At 73.4% G+C, this 15,138-nt stretch carries 15 protein-coding genes; 3 read left to right on the top strand and 12 right to left on the bottom strand.

Annotation, left to right across the window (positions count from 1 at the left end; all coding sequences use genetic code 11):
• Positions 1-120: 120 nt before the first annotated feature.
• A complete protein-coding gene (locus EDD39_RS35520) occupies positions 121-753 on the top strand; it encodes a TetR/AcrR family transcriptional regulator (protein WP_123563708.1) in 633 nt (210 codons plus the stop codon).
• Positions 754-913: 160 nt separating this feature from the next.
• Positions 914-1,678: a glucose 1-dehydrogenase gene (locus EDD39_RS35515; protein ID WP_030464345.1), complete on the top strand. Its 765-nt coding sequence runs from the start codon at positions 914-916 to the stop codon at positions 1,676-1,678.
• 90 nt (positions 1,679-1,768) lie between these two features.
• Here the strand turns inward: EDD39_RS35515 and EDD39_RS35510 are convergent, their stop codons facing one another.
• Both EDD39_RS35510 and EDD39_RS35505 read right to left on the bottom strand, forming a co-directional pair.
• Positions 1,769-2,434, bottom strand: coding sequence for an MBL fold metallo-hydrolase (locus EDD39_RS35510; protein ID WP_123563707.1), 666 nt, complete (start codon positions 2,432-2,434; stop codon positions 1,769-1,771).
• A 66-nt stretch (positions 2,435-2,500) separates the two neighbouring features.
• Positions 2,501-3,526: a nucleotidyl transferase AbiEii/AbiGii toxin family protein gene (locus EDD39_RS35505; RefSeq protein ID WP_123564067.1), complete on the bottom strand. Its 1,026-nt coding sequence runs from the start codon at positions 3,524-3,526 to the stop codon at positions 2,501-2,503.
• 259 nt (positions 3,527-3,785) lie between these two features.
• On the opposite strand from EDD39_RS35505, the gene EDD39_RS35500 reads away from it, so the two are divergent.
• On the top strand, positions 3,786-5,465 hold the full coding sequence (locus tag EDD39_RS35500; protein WP_148089588.1) for a Shedu anti-phage system protein SduA domain-containing protein: 1,680 nt from the start codon (positions 3,786-3,788) through the stop codon (positions 5,463-5,465).
• 16 nt (positions 5,466-5,481) lie between these two features.
• On the opposite strand, the gene EDD39_RS35495 is transcribed toward EDD39_RS35500, so the two are convergent.
• From EDD39_RS35495 to EDD39_RS35450, 10 genes are all read right to left on the bottom strand, one after another.
• On the bottom strand, positions 5,482-6,417 hold the full coding sequence (locus tag EDD39_RS35495) for a Gfo/Idh/MocA family protein (protein ID WP_123563705.1): 936 nt from the start codon (positions 6,415-6,417) through the stop codon (positions 5,482-5,484).
• 147 nt (positions 6,418-6,564) lie between these two features.
• Entirely contained in the window at positions 6,565-7,572 is a 1,008-nt protein-coding gene (locus tag EDD39_RS35490; protein WP_123563704.1) for a phosphatidylinositol-specific phospholipase C, read from the bottom strand.
• A gap of 126 nt (positions 7,573-7,698) precedes the next feature.
• Positions 7,699-8,745 (bottom strand): urease accessory protein UreD, encoded by a 1,047-nt coding sequence (locus EDD39_RS35485; RefSeq protein WP_123563703.1) that lies wholly within the window; start codon positions 8,743-8,745, stop codon positions 7,699-7,701.
• Complete coding sequence (ureG, locus tag EDD39_RS35480; RefSeq protein ID WP_123563702.1) at positions 8,742-9,362, bottom strand: urease accessory protein UreG; 621 nt, start codon at positions 9,360-9,362, stop codon at positions 8,742-8,744. Before ureG ends, EDD39_RS35485 begins: the two co-directional genes overlap by 4 nt.
• A gap of 22 nt (positions 9,363-9,384) precedes the next feature.
• Positions 9,385-10,119 (bottom strand): urease accessory protein UreF, encoded by a 735-nt coding sequence (locus EDD39_RS35475; RefSeq protein ID WP_123563701.1) that lies wholly within the window; start codon positions 10,117-10,119, stop codon positions 9,385-9,387.
• A 56-nt stretch (positions 10,120-10,175) separates the two neighbouring features.
• Positions 10,176-11,900, bottom strand: coding sequence for an urease subunit alpha (gene ureC / locus EDD39_RS35470; protein ID WP_123563700.1), 1,725 nt, complete (start codon positions 11,898-11,900; stop codon positions 10,176-10,178).
• On the bottom strand, positions 11,900-12,313 hold the full coding sequence (locus EDD39_RS35465) for an urease subunit beta (RefSeq protein ID WP_123563699.1): 414 nt from the start codon (positions 12,311-12,313) through the stop codon (positions 11,900-11,902). Before EDD39_RS35465 ends, ureC begins: the two co-directional genes overlap by 1 nt.
• Positions 12,314-12,371: 58 nt before the next feature.
• Positions 12,372-13,193 carry a hypothetical protein gene (locus EDD39_RS35460; RefSeq protein WP_123563698.1) on the bottom strand — a complete coding sequence of 274 codons (822 nt, stop codon included), beginning with the start codon at positions 13,191-13,193 and terminating at the stop codon, positions 12,372-12,374.
• Between the two features lie 3 nt (positions 13,194-13,196).
• Positions 13,197-13,502, bottom strand: a complete 306-nt coding sequence (locus EDD39_RS35455) for an urease subunit gamma (protein ID WP_030463673.1) — start codon at positions 13,500-13,502, stop codon at positions 13,197-13,199.
• A gap of 141 nt (positions 13,503-13,643) precedes the next feature.
• Positions 13,644-14,615, bottom strand: a complete 972-nt coding sequence (locus tag EDD39_RS35450; protein WP_123563697.1) for an urea transporter — start codon at positions 14,613-14,615, stop codon at positions 13,644-13,646.
• Between the last annotated feature and the right edge of the window lie 523 nt (positions 14,616-15,138).

Below are 15,138 nucleotides of genomic sequence, written 5' to 3'. Positions count from 1 at the left end.
GATTCCTCCTGCCGCGCGCCGGGGTTCCCAGCCAGTTCCCAGGCGGTACCCGGACGGGTGCAGCCCCCGCCAGCTGCCCTGATGCTCGACATTAATAATGGCGAGCATTAATGTGGAGGCATGGCAACGAAGTCGACCGGCGGTGACAGCGGCTCCACCCGGGCACTGCTGATCCGTTCCGCCGAACGGGTGTTCGCGGCGCGGGGCGTGCACGGCGCGCAGCTGCGCGAGGTGGTGCGGGGGGCCGGGCAGGCGAACCCGTCCGCGGTGCAGTACCACTTCGGTTCGCGCGAGGGGCTGCTGGACGCGGTGATGGCCGAGCGCCAGCGGCGCACCGAGCAGGCGCTCGCCGAGCGGCTGCCGAAGCCGGAGGGGCGTTCGCTGGGCGAGCTGCTCCGGGCGCTGGTCGACGCGGAGTCCACCGAGCTGAGCACCGAACGCGGGCGGGACTGCCTGCGGATCTCCACCCAGGTCAGCCACCGCAGCGGCATCCGCGAGCGGCGCCCGCACGCGGGGCTGGCCGGGACGCTGTACTGGCGGCTGATCCTGGCGCTGGAGACGCCGCTGGTCCCGCTGGCCCCCGAGCCGGTCCGGCTGGAGCGGATCGACCTGGCGCTGACCCTGATCGGGGCCGCGCTGGCCGAACGCGCCCGGCAGCTGGCCGAGGGCGAGCCCACCTTGAGCGACGACCGGGCGTACCTCGCCGACCTCGTCGCCGTCTGCACCGGCCTGCTGACCGCGCCGGTCCCCTGATCCCCCTCCACCCCGCACCCGGCCGACGCAACGGGAGCGGGGCCGCCGGTGTCCGCGGGCCGGATGCCGGCGGGGGGCGTACCGATGGAACAACGAGGGCCCACGAGGCCCGTGCCCGCAGGGCGAGTACCCCCGCAGGGCGAGTACCGAGGAGCAAGTCATGAGCGAGCTGTCCGGCAAGACCGTCGTCATCACCGGCGGGGCCCGGGGCCTGGGCGCGGAGACCGCCCGGCAGGCGGTCGGGGCGGGGGCGAACGTGCTGATCACGGACGTCCTGGACGCGGACGGCGAGGCCGTCGCCGCGGAGTTGGGCGAGCGGGCCCGGTACCGGCACCACGACGTCACCTCGGAGCAGGACTGGGCGGACGTGATCGCCTACGCGCAGGCCGAGTTCGGGGCGGTGCACGGGCTGGTGAACAACGCGGGCATCTCCACCGGGAGCTTCCTGGCCGAGGAGTCGGTGGAGCACTTCCGCAAGGTCCTGGACATCAACCTGACCGGTGTGTTCATCGGCATGAAGACGGTGATCCCCGCGCTGCGGGCGGCCGGCGGCGGCTCGGTGGTGAACATCTCCTCGGCGGCCGGCCTGATGGGCCTGGCGCTGACGGCGGGCTACGGCGCGTCCAAGTGGGGGGTGCGCGGCCTGACCAAGATCGGCGCGGTGGAGCTGGGCGTGGACCGGATCCGGGTGAACTCCGTGCACCCGGGCATGACCTACACCCCGATGACGGCGTCCACCGGGATCCAGCGCGGTGAGGGCAACTACCCCAACACCCCGATGGGCCGGGTCGGCGAGGCGCCCGAGATCGCCTCGGCCACCGTCTTCCTGCTCTCCGACGCCGCGTCCTACATCACCGGCGCCGAGCTCGCGGTGGACGGCGGCTGGACCACCGGCCCGACCGTCCGGTACGTGATGGGCCAGTGAGCGCGGGCGGTCCGCGGCGGCTCCGGCCGGTCGCGGACCGCCGGGGGCCGGGGGCCGGGGGGCCGGGGGGCCGGGGGCCGGGGCCCCGGTTCAGTCCAGGACGGCGGACTCGCCGAGCGCGATCCGGGCGTAGCGGGTGGCGGACTCCCCCTCGAGCCAGCCGTCGAAGTTCTCGGCGCCGATCGGGCTCAGGTTGGCGTCGTGGATCGGGAAGGCGCGTTCCGGGCGGAGGGCGCGGACCATCTCGATCGCCTCCCGCAGGCTCAGCCACGGGCCGGAGGCGGGGAGCAGCAGGGCGCGGACGTCCTCGGCCCGGCCGTCGTGGCCGCGCGGGACGTGCAGGGAGTCTCCGGGGTGGTAGACGCCCTCGACCAGGTAGCCGAGGTTCGCGCAGTCCGGGTGGTCGTCGATGACCCGGGCGTGCCGGCCGCCGACGGCGCGCACCGCGAAGCCGCCCGCCTCGAAGGACTCCCCCGGGCGGACGGCGGTGGGCGCGGGGCCGGCCAGGGCGGGGTGGGCGGCGAGTTCGGCCGCGAGTTCGGGGTGGGTGTACACCTCCAGCTCCGGGTCGGCGGCGCGGGCGGCGGCCAGCAGGTCGGGGTCGAGGTGGTCGGCGTGCGCGTGCGTGTAGAGCACCGCCCGGACGCCGTCGAACGCCTTCGGTTCCGTCCAGCACCCCGGGTCGATCAGGACGGAGCGCTCTCCCTCGGGCGAGTCGATCCGGACGCAGGCGTGGGCATACTTGGTCAGACGCATCCGGCCAACGTAACGCCGGGGGCGGTGCGGGCGCTTCCCTTTTTCGGCGCGGAAGTTGACGGGGCGTCAGTGCGGTGCGGAGACGACGGCGGCGGTGGCGGCGAGGGCGGTGCGCAGGCGGGCCAGCCAGTCGGCGGCGGTGCCGTGGAGGCCGGGGTGGGCGGCGCGCAGAGCGTCCCAGTCGGCGGGCGGGACGGCGGGGCGGAGGGTGCCGGGGCCGCCGAGGTCGCCCGGGTGACCGGGGTGACCGGGGTGGCCGGGCTCGCGAGCGAGGACGCGGCGCAGCAGGGCCGGGTCGAGGGTGTGGGCGCAGAGTTCGGCGAGCAGGACGGCGTCGTACAGGTCCTTGGCGCGGGCGCGGTCGCCGTCGGCGTGCAGCCAGAGCAGTTTCCAGGCGAGCGAGAGTTCCCGGCTCGCGGTCCGCACGGTGGTCGTGCCGGTGCCGTCGCCGCGTGGGACGGCCGTGCGGACGGGCGGTTCGGGCAGCCGCTCGTCGCGGGCGAAGTCGACGGTGACCTCGCCCTCGACACCGGCCCCGCCGTCGCCGACGCGCTCCGCCGTCCAGCGCAGGGCGACCCGTACGCCGGGCCGGCCGTCGTCGTACGCGTAGGCCCAACTGCCGGTGGTGCGGACGGAGTCGGGGTGGAGGGTGATGCCGGGGGCGGGGTGCGGGTGGCGGGTGACGAGCCGGTGGAGCGTCTCCTCCGGCCCCTCGTCCTCGGGTTCGTCCTCCAGCACCCAGGCGAGGCCCTCGGGCGGGAGGCGGACCCGCAGGCCGCGGGTGTCGAACTCCTCGTGCCGCCAGATCTCGTACCCGCCCGCGCCGTCCGCGGCCTCGGGCCACTGCTGGACGGCCGCCAGGTCGGGCAGGTAGGGGTACGGGTCGAGCTCGTCGACGGGGACGAGCCGGGACGGCAGCACGATCCAGTCCAGGTCGGCGGGCTCGCGGGCGGCCCGGCCCACCCAGGCGGGCATCACCATGCTGCCGCGCAGCACCAGCGCCTCGGCCCACGGCGAGCCGGCGATCAGCGCGAGCAGGTGGTCCAGCACGGCCCGCCGGGCGGTGCGCTGCTGCGGGGTCTCGCCGTTCACCGTCACTCGTCCGTCTCCGCCGGGTGTTCGTCGGGGGTGACGGTAGCGGGAGGGTCGGACAGCCCCCGGGCCGGGTGGGGTTCTGCTGGCCGGATCTTCACCGGGGCGTTCTGCGCCGGAAGCGGGGTGGGCACCACCCGGAAATCATCGGCATCTTCCGTACGCGCGGTCGAATTCCCCGGTTCGGTCAGCCTACGGAATTCGTCTTCAGGGTGGATATATTTCACCTCAAACCAACGGACCGGAGGAGGACCCCCCCATGAATCGACGGTGGCTCGTGCGGGCCCTGGCCGACAAGCCTGCGCACCGTATGGATCAGCCGTCCCAGGGCGGATCGCTCCGATCGGCCGTCGCGTCGCAACCAGTCGGCGAGGGTGACGGTGTCATTCTGTGGCGGCCGCGGAAAGGCGGCGGTGTCGTCGGCCTGGGCAAGGTCGTCCGCAGTATGGAGAATCCGGCGCTGCGGTTCCCCTATCAGGCGTCGGTGAAATTCGACCGGGTTTTCCTGTCGACTCCACTCTCCCCCGAGGTGCTGCGGAGTTCCGGGCTCGGGTCGGTACCGGCCGCGGTGCAGAGCACGGCGCGGTACACCCCGCAGGGCCCCGTCCTCGGCCCGGTGTCCCTGTCCGAGTCCCAGTGGGAGCGCCTCGAACAGGAAGCGCTGCTGCCGGCCCCGCCGACGGAGTGGCCTGCCTGGTGGGACATTCAGCCGGGTGCCGTCATGCTCCGGGCCGAGCTGCACGCCTCGTTCGGCGGCAGTCCGCAGCGGACCGCCAGCGTGAGCAGTTCCACCCCGAACGCCTTCCTGATGGTCGGCCGGAACGATCCGGCCGCGCGCTGGGACGGGGACCTCCTGCTGGTGCCGGGGAACGCCGATGCCGTGGGCATCCTGTCCGCGGGCAACCGCGCCGTGGTCGACCACCGCAGGCGCGGCGTGCCCCTGCGCGTGTTCGAAACGCAAGGGAACGACTGCCGCTACGCCGGAGAGTTCACGGTCGATCCGGAGCGGGCCATCCAGGCGTGGACGCCCGGCACCCGCACCGTGACCCGCTACCACCGCCGCGTCCAGGAGGCGGTGCCGTTGCTGCGGCTCCGGCTGGTCAGCGGGATCCGGCCGCTCGACGGCTCCGCCGACCCGTTCGACGGGGCGCCCCGGCTGACCCTCGGGCTGGGGGCGGGCCCGCGACGCGGAGGGCCCGGGGCCGAGGCGCCAGCGGTGCCGTCCCCCCGGGAGGCACTCGTCACGACCTCGGACAGGGGCGTCGAACGGATCGTTCGGCACCTGCTGAACCTGGTGGAGAGCGATTCGCGGACGGCCGCGCTGGTGAACCGGATGGACGAGGCCCGGGTGCTCTCCGCCCTCCTGCAGCACGCCCAACGGCAGGCCGACCTGGACGAGTTGCGGGCCGCCGTGGAAAACCCCGACACCAAGGAACGGCAACTGCAGGAGATCCTCGAAGGGATGACCTGGATCTTCGGCGGCGAGTTCCTCCCCGGCTTCGGGAAACGCAGCCTCACCACCCAGGACCAGCTCGACTTCACACTGCTGCGCCCCGACGGAACCATGCACGGCGTGGAGATCAAACTGGCCTGGATCCCCCATCTGATCATCGGAGACGACGAACACCGGTCGCTGGGGTCCGCAGTACACAGAGCGATCGGGCAGGCGATGGACTACTTGGTCAGCCTGGACGAGGAACGCCATTCGATCCTCGCCAAGCGAGCGAAGATCGACACCCGCCGGGCATCAATGACGGTGGTGATCGGACACTCGAAGTTCCCCGACCGCCGCTTCAGCCCCGAACAGGTCACGGAGGCGATGCGAACCTACAACTCCCATCAGACCAGGATCACCGTCACCACCTACGACCAGCTGATCGACAACGCCCAGCGCATGCTCTCCGTGCCCGCACTGAGCCTTGGCACCCCGAATCCGTGAAGCGGGGCGCCCCCGTTCAGGCGGATTCGGCTTCGATGCGGTTGACGATGAGTTCGCACAGTTCGTGGGTGCGCAGGGCGTCGGTGGCGTCGAGGGTCTTGCCGGCGCGGAGGGCGTCGAGGAAGTGCAGGACGACCTGTTCGATGCCGCGTTGGCGGGCGACGGGGACCCAGTCGCCGCGGCGGCGGATGGTGGGCTGGCCGCGGTGGTCGATGATTTCGGCGAGGTTGTGGACCTCGCGCTTGGAGTCGGCGCCGGAGACTTCGAGGATCTCCTCGGTGGAGCCGGAGACGCGGTTCATGATGCCGAGGGCGGTGAAGCCGCGGCCGGCCAGGGTGAGGACGACGTGTTCGACCAGGCCGTCGCGGGTGCGGGAGCGGACGTCGACGTGCTCGATCTCGCCGGGGACGAGGAAGCGCAGGCTGTCGACGACGTGGATGAAGTCGTCGTAGACCAGGGTGCGGGCGCGTTCGGGGAGGCCCTCGCGGTGCTTCTGCAGGACGATCAGGTCGCGCGGGCGTTCGGCGGCGAGCAGGTAGCCGGGGGCGTGGCGGCGGTTGAAGCCGACCAGCAGGGAGCGGCCGGTGTGGGTGGCGAGGTCGGCGAGGCGGCGGGCGCCGTCGAGGTCGTAGGCGAGCGGCTTGTCGACGTAGACGTCGACGCCGTGGGTGAGCAGTTCCTCGACGATCGGGACGTGCTGGTCGGTGGCGGCGTGGACGAAGGCGGCGCGGATGCCGGAGTCGATCAGTTCGCCGAGGTCGGTGGTGCGGAACGGGAGGCGGTGGGCGTCGCCGATCCGGTCGAGCTTGGCCCGGTCGCGGGTCATCAGGCGCAGGTCGAGGCCGGGTTGGGCGGTGAGGACGGGCAGGTAGGCCTTCTGCGCGATGTCGCCGAGCCCGATGACGCCGATCGGGATCGGGGGCGTGCTGCGGTCGGTGTCGTGATCGCTCATCGGGCACTCCTGCGAGGGTGGGTGGTGGTCGTCCCTGACCACCCGGCAGCATATGCCAGGACGGGTGTTGAGCAGTCAGGACGCGGGGGATCGGCCGATTCGCGTCGGTGCGGGAGGAGGCAAGAGGCGGGAGGCGGGAGGCGGGGGTCAGGCGGTGAAGTTCTGGTCGATCAGCAGGTGCAGGACGTTGACGTGGAAGTCGGGGAAGTCCATCGGGACGATGCCGTAGCGGGCGGGTCGGCCGGCGTGGGCGGTGAGGTAGGGGTAGACGGACTGGTCCATCAGGGTCTGTTCGGCGCTCTTGGGCCAGTAACCGCCCGCGTAGCTGAGGAAGTTGACGTACATCTGGGGCGAGGCGGGGTCGGCGGCGGCGGTGTCGAACTGCTGGGTGATCGCGCGGCCCTTGACCCGGAGCGGGAAGAGCTGGTCGGTCTGCCAGAGGTCCTGGGTGCGGAAGTAGGCGTTGCTGCCGCTGGACCACTGGATCACGCCCCAGTCGTTGGCGAAGTCGGCGACCAGGACGATCCGGCCGCGGGCGGTGCCGAGGGTGGGCCAGCCGGAGAGGTGGAACAGCGGGCGGTAGCCGAGGTCGTCGAGGTAGTGGTCGACCCGGCGGCGGAACTCGGCGGGGTCGAGCGCCTGGCCGCCGGCGTTCTCGTTGCGCAGCCGCATGACGACGGTCTCGCCCCGGTGGGCCGTCAGGAAGGCCCGGCACTGGTCGAGGACGTCCTGGAGGCGGACGTACTGGTAGGCGTCGGAGTGGTAGACGCCGAGCTCGTCGGCGGTGCCCTGGAGGCCGTTGCAGCGGATGTCGAGGAAGCGGACGCCCTGGGTGAGCTGCTCGGGGACGCCCCAGTTCTGGGTGTGCGACCACTCGGTGCCGTGGGCGGGGTCGGTGCAGCAGGAGTCGTGGGTGCCCGGGACGGTCAGGCCGAGCAGCGGGCGGGCGGCGTCGAGGCGGCCCATCCAGTCGGCGGTGGGCTGCCCGCCGGGGGTGCTGCCGGTGACGGTCGCCGCCGCGGGCACGGCGCGGGTCGCGGCCGCGGTCCGGGTCGCGGTCGCGGCGCGGGCGGTGGCCGGGAGGGCCAGGCCGCCGAGCGTGCCGGCCAGGGTGGCGGCGGCTCCGGTGAGCAGTGTGCGGCGTGCCACGGTCATGGGTGCGCTCCCCCGGTCCGGCCGGTGCGACCCGGCCCGAATGTTGTCCGGTTCATGCCCAGGTTGCCGGACGGGCATGCGCCCGGCCCGGGACGGCGGCCGCCGCGCCGAGGGAGCGGCCGGGGGCTACGCCTTGCGCAGGTCCGGGGCCGGGGCGTCGATCAGGAGACGGCGGACGGCGTCCCAGGCGGCGCGGAGGGCGGCGGTGCAGGTGCGGGTGTCGGGGCCGAGCAGGCGCAGCCAGGCGCCGCTGTCGGCGGGGAGGGTGGAGACGCCGTGCAGCAGGCCGTGGGGGGCGAGTGCCTGGTGCAGGGTGTCGGCGATCCGGGCGGCGGGGGCGAGCGGGCTGAGGACGTGGAGGGTGGACATCACGTCGTGTCCGGCCAGGACGGCCGGTCCGGTGACGCCGCCGCCGGGGGTGCCGGTGGGGATCAGCCGGACGGTGTCCACGGCCAGCAACTCGCCGTCCGGGCGGCGCACTTCCAGGTCGGAGGCGAGGACCCGGTAGGCGTGGCGTTCGCCGCGGGCGAGCCGGCCGGCCAGGACGGTCTCGCCGACCAGCACGGTGGCGGACGGGTCGACGGTGAGGACGGTGCGCTGGTAGAGGCGGGAGTCGACGAACGGGATGACCGGCTCGGGCAGGTACTCGACGTAGGCGCGCGGGCCGGCCGTCAGGTTGACCAGCTGCGTCGCGTAGTCGTGTTCCATCCGGTAGACCTTGGTGGCCGCCTGGGTGGTCAGGTGGACGGCCGTGTCGGCGCCGCAGTGCAGGTCGGTGCGGAGCCGGTCGGCCTGCAGGATGCCGCCGCCGGTGGACATCAGGAAGGTGACGGCGAGGTCGGGGCGGGCCGGGTCGAAGTACAGCGGGCGCATGATCTGCAGCGGCGACTTCTGGTAGTGGCCGGTGAGTTCGGTGCGGCCGCCGACCTGCTCGAAGGCCAGTTCCAGCAGGCCGACCTTGCCGGGGCGCCCGACCGCGAGGGTGTCGGGCGTCCCGGCGTAGCGGCGGACCTCGGGCGGGACGCGGGCCGGCTCGTAGTGCCGGGGGTCGAGCCGGGGCGGCGCCGCGGGCGGTGCTTCGGACGGGGCTTCGGGCGGCGCTTCGGGCGGCGCTTCGGACCGTGCTGCGGGCGGTGCTCCGGACGGCGCTTCGGGTGGCCTGGTGGTCGTCACGCGGCGGCCTTGCGGAAGGTCTCCAGGAAGGCGGCGATCTGCTCCAGGCCGTCGCCCGTCAGGCAGTTGGTGAGGGCGACCGGGCCGCCCTCGCGCACCCGGTGGGCGTCGGACTCCATCACCCGGAGGTCGGCGCGGACGTACTGGGCGATGTCGATCTTGTTGATGACGAGCAGGTCGGACTCGGTGATGCCGGGGCCGCGCTTGCGGGGCATCTTCTCGCCCTCGGCGGTGTCCAGGACGAACACGAACACGTCGACCAGCACCGGGCTGAAGGTGAGGGTGAGGTTGTCGCCGCCGGACTCGTAGAACAGGGTGTCCACGTCGGGGAAGCGTTCGAGGAGTTCGGCGCCGGCGGCCAGGTTCATCGTCGGGTCGTCGCGCACGGCGGTGTGCGGGCAGGCGCCGGTCTCCACGCCGACCACCCGTTCCGGGTCGAGCACGCCGGCCAGGGTGCGGCGCACGTGCTGGGCGTCCTCCTGGGTGTAGATGTCGTTGGTGATCACGGCGGGGCGGTGGCCGCGGGCGATCAGCACCGGCACCAGCGCCTCGATCAGCGCGGTCTTGCCGGAGCCCACCGGGCCCCCGATGCCGATCCGCAGGACGTTGTCGTCCATGGGTGTCTCCTTCGTGGTGGTTTCAGCTCATGAACAGCCGGGCCTCGGCCCGCTCGTGCCGGCCGGACATGATGTCGGCGACCGGCACGCAGCCGCCGAGGTCCGCCAACTCCCTTACCAGGGCGGCCTCGACGGTCTCCCGGATCACCGGGGCGGCGCCGCGCAGCAGCACCTGGGCCTTGCGGTGGTCGGTCAGCCGCAGCCGCAGCGCGGCCCCGGCGAAGCTGGTGCAGAACGCGAACAGGTCGCTGGTGACGGCCCGTTCGACCGGGACGCCGGCCGCCGCGTGGGCGACCCCGGCGGCCACCGGCTGGCAGCCGGGAGCGCGCTTGGCGGCGACCAGGGCGGCGTACTGCTCCAGCGCCTCGCCGCCGATCGACTCCCTTGCGATGTCCAGGAGTTGACGGCCGGTCCGGGTAGCGGCCAGCCGTAGTTCGCGGTTCAGCCGGGTGGCGTGCAGCCGCCGGTCGGTGGCGGCCAGCAGCTCCCACTCCCCCGCGGCGGCGGCCCGGTGGGCCAGGACGAGGGCGGTGGCGTCGGACGGGCCGACGCCGTGCCGCAGCAGGTCGGCGAGCAGGTCGGGCAGGGTCTCAGGGGTGACGGCCCCGGCCTGGGCGTAGCCCTCCAGGCCGTGCGAGAGGGTGTAGAAGCCGCTGGGGAAGGCCGAGTCGGTGAGCTGGAGGCAGACCAGCAGGGCGTCCAACTCGGCGGCGGTGGCGGTGGGAGCGGCAGGAACGATGCCTACGCTCGTGCCCACGCTCGCGCTCGCGCCCACGCTCGTGCTCGCCCTCGTGCTCGCGCTCGCGCTCGCGCTCACGCGAGGTAGAACAGGTGGTTGAGCGGCAGTTCGCGGGCGGGTTCGATGGTGGCGGGCTCGCCGTCCAGGGTGACCTTGTAGGTCTCCGGGTCGACCTCGATCCGCGGCAGCGCGTCGTTGCGGACCATGTGCTGCTTGCCGACCGAGCGGCAGCGGCGCACCGGCAGCACGGTGCTGCGCAGGCCGAGTTCGGCGGGGACGCCGAGGTCTACGGCGGCCTGTGACATGAAGGAGACCCGGGTGGCCTGCCGGGCCCGTCCGTACTGGCCGAACATCGGCCGGTAGTAGACGGGTTGGGGGGTGGGCAGGGAGGCGTTGGGGTCGCCCATCAGGGCCCAGTTGATCATGCCGCCCTTGATCACCATCTTGGGTTTGGCGGCGAAGGAGTGGATCGGCCACAGCACGATGTCGGCGAGCTTGCCCGCCTCCAGCGAGCCGATGTGGTCGGCGGTGCCGGAGGCGACGGCCGGGTTGATGGTGAGCTTGGCCAGGTAGCGGAGCACCCGGAAGTTGTCGTGCCGTTCGCTGTCTCCGGCCAGCTTGCCGCGCTGGTCCTTGCAGTGGTGGGCGGTCTGGAAGGCGCGGGTGAAGGACTCGCCGATCCGGCCCATCGCCTGCGAGTCGGAGGAGAAGATCGAGATCACGCCCTCGTCGTGCAGCACCGTCTCGGCGGCGATGGTCTCGGCCCGGACCCGAGAGTCGGCGAACGAGACGTCCTCGGGGATGCTGTGGCTGAGGTGGTGGCAGACCATCACCATGTCGAGCAGTTCGTCCACCGAGTTGACGGTGTAGGGCAGCGTCGGGTTGGTGGACGAGGGCAGCACGTTGGGCTCGCCGGCGATCCGCATGATGTCGGGGGCGTGGCCGCCGCCCGCGCCCTCGGTGTGGAAGGTGTGGATGGTGCGGCCGTCGATCGCGGACAGGGTGTCCTCGAAGTAGCCGGACTCGTTGAGCGTGTCGGTGTGGATCGCCACCTGCACGTCGTACTCGTCGGCGACGCTCAGCGCGCTGTCGACCGCGGCCGGGGTGCTGCCCCAGTCCTCGTGCACCTTGAGGCCGCAGGCGCCCGCCTCGACCTGTTCGCGCAGCGCGCCGGGCAGCGCGCCGTTGCCCTTGCCGAGCAGGCCGACGTTGACCGGCAGGTCCTCGACGGCCTGGTACATCCGGTGGAGGTTCCACGGGCCGGGCGTGCAGGTGGTGCCGTTGGTGCCGTCGGACGGGCCGGTGCCGCCGCCGATCAGGGTGGTGATGCCGTTGCTGAGCGCCTCCTGCACCTGCTGGGGGGCGATGAAGTGGATGTGCGTGTCGATGCCGCCCGCGGTGGCGATCAGGTGTTCGCCGGAGATCACCTCGGTGCCGGGGCCGATCACCAGGTTGGGGTGCACGCCGCCCTGGGTGTGCGGGTTGCCGGCCTTGCCGACGGCGACGATGAAGCCGTCCTTGACGCCGATGTCGCCCTTGACCACGCCGAGCACGGCGTCCAGCACCACCACGTTGGTGATCACCAGGTCGAGCGCGCCCTGGACGGAGGTGGCCGCCGGGTCCTGCGCCATGCCGTCGCGGATCGCCTTGCCGCCGCCGTACACGGCCTCGTCGCCGTAGTGGCCCTGGTTGAAGTCCCGTTCGACCTCGACGACCAGGTTGGTGTCGGCGAGGTGGAAGCGGTCGCCGACGGTCGGGCCGAACAGGTCGGTGTACTGCTTGCGGGAGAGGATGGCCATCAGCGGTCGCCTTCCTGGCGGTCGGGGGTGGTGCCGGGGGTGGTGGAGCCCTTGAAGCCCTGTTCGGCGGCCCGGCGCAGGGAGCGGTCGCGGGTGGCGGGGGCGGTGACGCCGCCGTCCACCAGGTTGGCGAAGCCGACCAGGCGGCGGTGGCCGCCGAACTCGGCCAGCACGACGTCCCGGGTGTCGCCCGGCTCGAACCGGACAGCGGTGCCGGCCGGGATGTCGAGGTGCTTGCCGAAGGCGGCCTCGCGGTCGAAGTCGAGGGCCCGGTTGGCCTCGAAGAAGTGGTAGTGCGAGCCGACCTGGATCGCCCGGTCACCGGTGTTGCTGACCGTGACGGTGGCCTTGGCACGGCCGGCGTTGATCTCCACCGGGTCGTCGCCGTACAGGTACGCGGCGCCACCAGACATGGCTGCCCTTCCTCTCTGCCGGTTCACTGCGGGTCTGTGGGGGTGTCATGGGGGGATGTCAGTGGGTGTGGGACGGTTCGCCCGGGCCGTGGCCGTGGCCGTGGCCGTGGCTGTGCGCGTAGCCGTGGCCGTGCTCGGCGTCCAGGCCGGCGGCGGTGCCGTCCTCGCCGTGGCCGAGCAGGTGCAGGGCGTCCGCCGTCCGGGCCGCGAGCACCCCGGCGACGGCGGACGGGCGCAGCAGCGGGCCGCCGTCGAGCACGCCGGGGACGGGGGTGCGCAGGGCCGGTCCGAACGCGGCCGGGACGGCGGTGACGGTGCGCGCGCCGAGCAGGCGGCAGCGGGCCGCGCCCTCGGCCGGGTCGGGGTCGCCGTCGTCGAACGCGACCTCCACCCAGCGGTGGCGGCCGAACTGCCGGGCCAGCCGGGCGATCCGGAACAGTTCGGCGTCCTCGAACGGGCCGGCCGCCGGGGCGGTGACCAGCAGCGCGCCGTCCGGGGCGGCGGGGGCGGTGCGGGCGGCGGCGCGCAGCCAGCCGACCAGGTGTTCGGCGGCGGCGAACGGCGCGGTCAGCGCGAGCCGTCCGGGCCGCTGCCCCTGCTCGGCGGTGAGTCCGCGCAGGGTCCGGGCGGTCTCGGCGACCAGGCGCGGGTCCCGGCCGAGGGTCATCGGGACGACGCACACCGGGTGGCCGCCCGGTGCGGCCAGGGCCGCGCGGACCGCCTCGGCCAGCGGGCGGCCGGCCGGGGCGGCGGCGTGCACCGTCGGCCCGGCGGTGGCGGCGGTGGCGGCGGTGGCGGCGACCAGGGGGGCGAGGTCCCGTCCGCCGTCGCTCTCGTGGCCGCCGGCCAGCACCACGACGGCGTGCTGAGGGTGCGTCATCGGTCAGGCGCCGACCGGGTCGTGGCAGGAGACCAGCTTGGTCCCGTCGACGAAGGCGGCCTCGACCTGGAGCAGCGGGAGCATCTCCCGCACGCCCGGCATGACGTCCTCGCCGCGGACCGCCTGCTTGCCGATCTCCATGCATTCGGCGACGGTCCGGCCGTCCCGGGCGCCCTCCATGACGGCCTCGCTGATCAGTGCGCAGGCTTCGCTGTAGTTCAGCTTGACGCCGCGGTCGCGGCGTTTGCGGGCCAGGTCGGCCACGACGTAGATGTACAGCTTGTCGATCTCGCGGGGGGAGAGATTCACGGGAGCCACGCGTCCTTTCCGGGAATCCGGTCGAAATGCCGGGCGGGCGTTCGGGCAGCGCCGAGCACCGCCGGGCGGCGGGGTGGGAAGTGTCCGAAGTGTCGGGGGTTCCGGGGTGGTCGGGCGGGGAACGGCCGGCGGTCAGCGCCGGTGCAGTCGGGGCACGGCGGGGACGGCGGCCAGGAAGAGCAGGGTGGTGAGGACGAACGGCCAGGTGAGGGCGTGGCCGCCGAACGGGGCGGTGACCGCGCCGAGGGCCGGGGTGAGCAGGGTCGCGGTGGCCGCGCCGGCCAGGGCGTACCCGAGGCTCCACCCGCCCGGGGCCAGGAACACCCCGTGCAGGGCGAGGGCCGTCAGCACGCCGCTGTAGCCGAGCAGGCCCTGGCCGACCTGGTCGCCGGGCGCGCCGAACGCCCAGGCGGTGAGCAGGGCGGTGGCGCTGCCCGCGCAGGCCGCCAGGCCGGCGAGGCGGCCGGCGGCGAACAGTCCGGCCAGGAACAGCAGGCCGGCGTACCACTGCGGGAGGAAGAAGACCTGGCCGATGTTGGCGAAGAACCCGTGCCAGAGGTCGCCCCAGCCCGGCGCGGTGGTGCCGGTCGCGGGGGCGGGCAGTGCGGCGGGCGCCGGGGCGCCGTGCCACAGCTGCCGGAAGCCCGGGGCGGCGGCCGTGAGGGCGGTGGCGACCAGGCAGAACGGCGCGGTCAGGACGGGCAGCGCGGCCTTGGCGAGCAGTGCGGCGAGGCCCGCGGTGAGCACCACCGCGACCGCCGCGCCGAGCACCGCGACCGCGAGGGTCGCCGGGTGGCCCGCGCCCAGGAACACGGCGCAGGCCAGCGCCACCAGGCACCCGTTGTACCCGTGCAGCCCCGCCCCCACCGCGGTCCGGTCCAGCCCCAGCCCGTACGCCGCCGCGGTGGCGACGGCGCTGCCGAGCAGCCCGTAGAGGCCGTACTGCGGGCCGGCCGCGAACAGGGCCGCCGTGAAGAACAGCCCGCACACCGCGGACGGCATGAAATCGACCTGCGCGACACCGCGCAGGACTTCCCCGGGGAACCGGCCGAATACCGGCCGGATCGCCGCGGCGGCTTTCTCCCCGCCCCATTGCTGCCCCATGACTGCGCACCAATTTCCGGTACGGCCGGCCTGCCTGGAAGTTGGCCCCGGCGATTCCTCCGGAACCGTACTCCTGCGGATTGCGAATTCCATCAGGAGCAGGGAGTCACGCCAAATCCACGGAGCGTCACCACTCGGCCGCTGATCTGCAACAATCTGTTGAAGCAGCAGCCCAGCGGGACCGCCGGGAGGGGCATCCTTTGCCAATTTTTACCGGCTCGTGACGCTCCGTCGGCTTCGGTGACGGCTGCGCTTTCGCCGCAAAACAGACTTGGGCCGACAATTCAGGCGGCCGTTTGGTCGAGCGGACCGCCCGAATGCCGGGGCAGAGCCGGATCAGTTCCAGGGGCCGCTTCCCGGGTCCGCGCCGGGGTCCTCGTCGTCCTCGTGCAGGAACCGCGGATGTCCACCCACTGCTGCTCGATCGAGCCACACCCGAAGGCGTCGATGAACTGCCGCTCCCCGCCGTAAAGGCCGCACGCGTCCCGGCACCGGCTCGATGCCCAGCCACGGGCCGGCCGTA

Origin of the sequence: Kitasatospora cineracea, from assembly GCF_003751605.1 — a bacterium.
In the GTDB taxonomy this organism is placed as follows: domain Bacteria; phylum Actinomycetota; class Actinomycetes; order Streptomycetales; family Streptomycetaceae; genus Kitasatospora; species Kitasatospora cineracea.
The sequence above is the reverse complement of the archived record's forward strand: the minus strand, read 5'-3'. Positions and strand labels throughout refer to the sequence as shown.

Excerpts from the sequence above, each read along its gene's own strand:
- EDD39_RS35500 (WP_148089588.1), top strand. The coding sequence starts at position 3,786 with ATGAATCGACGGTGGCTCGTGCGGGCCCTGGCCGACAAGCCTGCGCAC.
- ureG (WP_123563702.1), bottom strand. The coding sequence starts at position 9,362 with ATGGACGACAACGTCCTGCGGATCGGCATCGGGGGCCCGGTGGGCTCC.
- EDD39_RS35450 (WP_123563697.1), bottom strand. The coding sequence starts at position 14,615 with ATGGGGCAGCAATGGGGCGGGGAGAAAGCCGCCGCGGCGATCCGGCCG.
- EDD39_RS35460 (WP_123563698.1), bottom strand. The coding sequence starts at position 13,193 with ATGACGCACCCTCAGCACGCCGTCGTGGTGCTGGCCGGCGGCCACGAG.
- ureC (WP_123563700.1), bottom strand. The coding sequence starts at position 11,900 with ATGGCCATCCTCTCCCGCAAGCAGTACACCGACCTGTTCGGCCCGACC.
- EDD39_RS35490 (WP_123563704.1), bottom strand. The coding sequence starts at position 7,572 with ATGACCGTGGCACGCCGCACACTGCTCACCGGAGCCGCCGCCACCCTG.
- EDD39_RS35510 (WP_123563707.1), bottom strand. The coding sequence starts at position 2,434 with ATGCGTCTGACCAAGTATGCCCACGCCTGCGTCCGGATCGACTCGCCC.
- EDD39_RS35495 (WP_123563705.1), bottom strand. The coding sequence starts at position 6,417 with ATGAGCGATCACGACACCGACCGCAGCACGCCCCCGATCCCGATCGGC.
- EDD39_RS35465 (WP_123563699.1), bottom strand. The coding sequence starts at position 12,313 with ATGTCTGGTGGCGCCGCGTACCTGTACGGCGACGACCCGGTGGAGATC.
- EDD39_RS35520 (WP_123563708.1), top strand. The coding sequence starts at position 121 with ATGGCAACGAAGTCGACCGGCGGTGACAGCGGCTCCACCCGGGCACTG.
- EDD39_RS35515 (WP_030464345.1), top strand. The coding sequence starts at position 914 with ATGAGCGAGCTGTCCGGCAAGACCGTCGTCATCACCGGCGGGGCCCGG.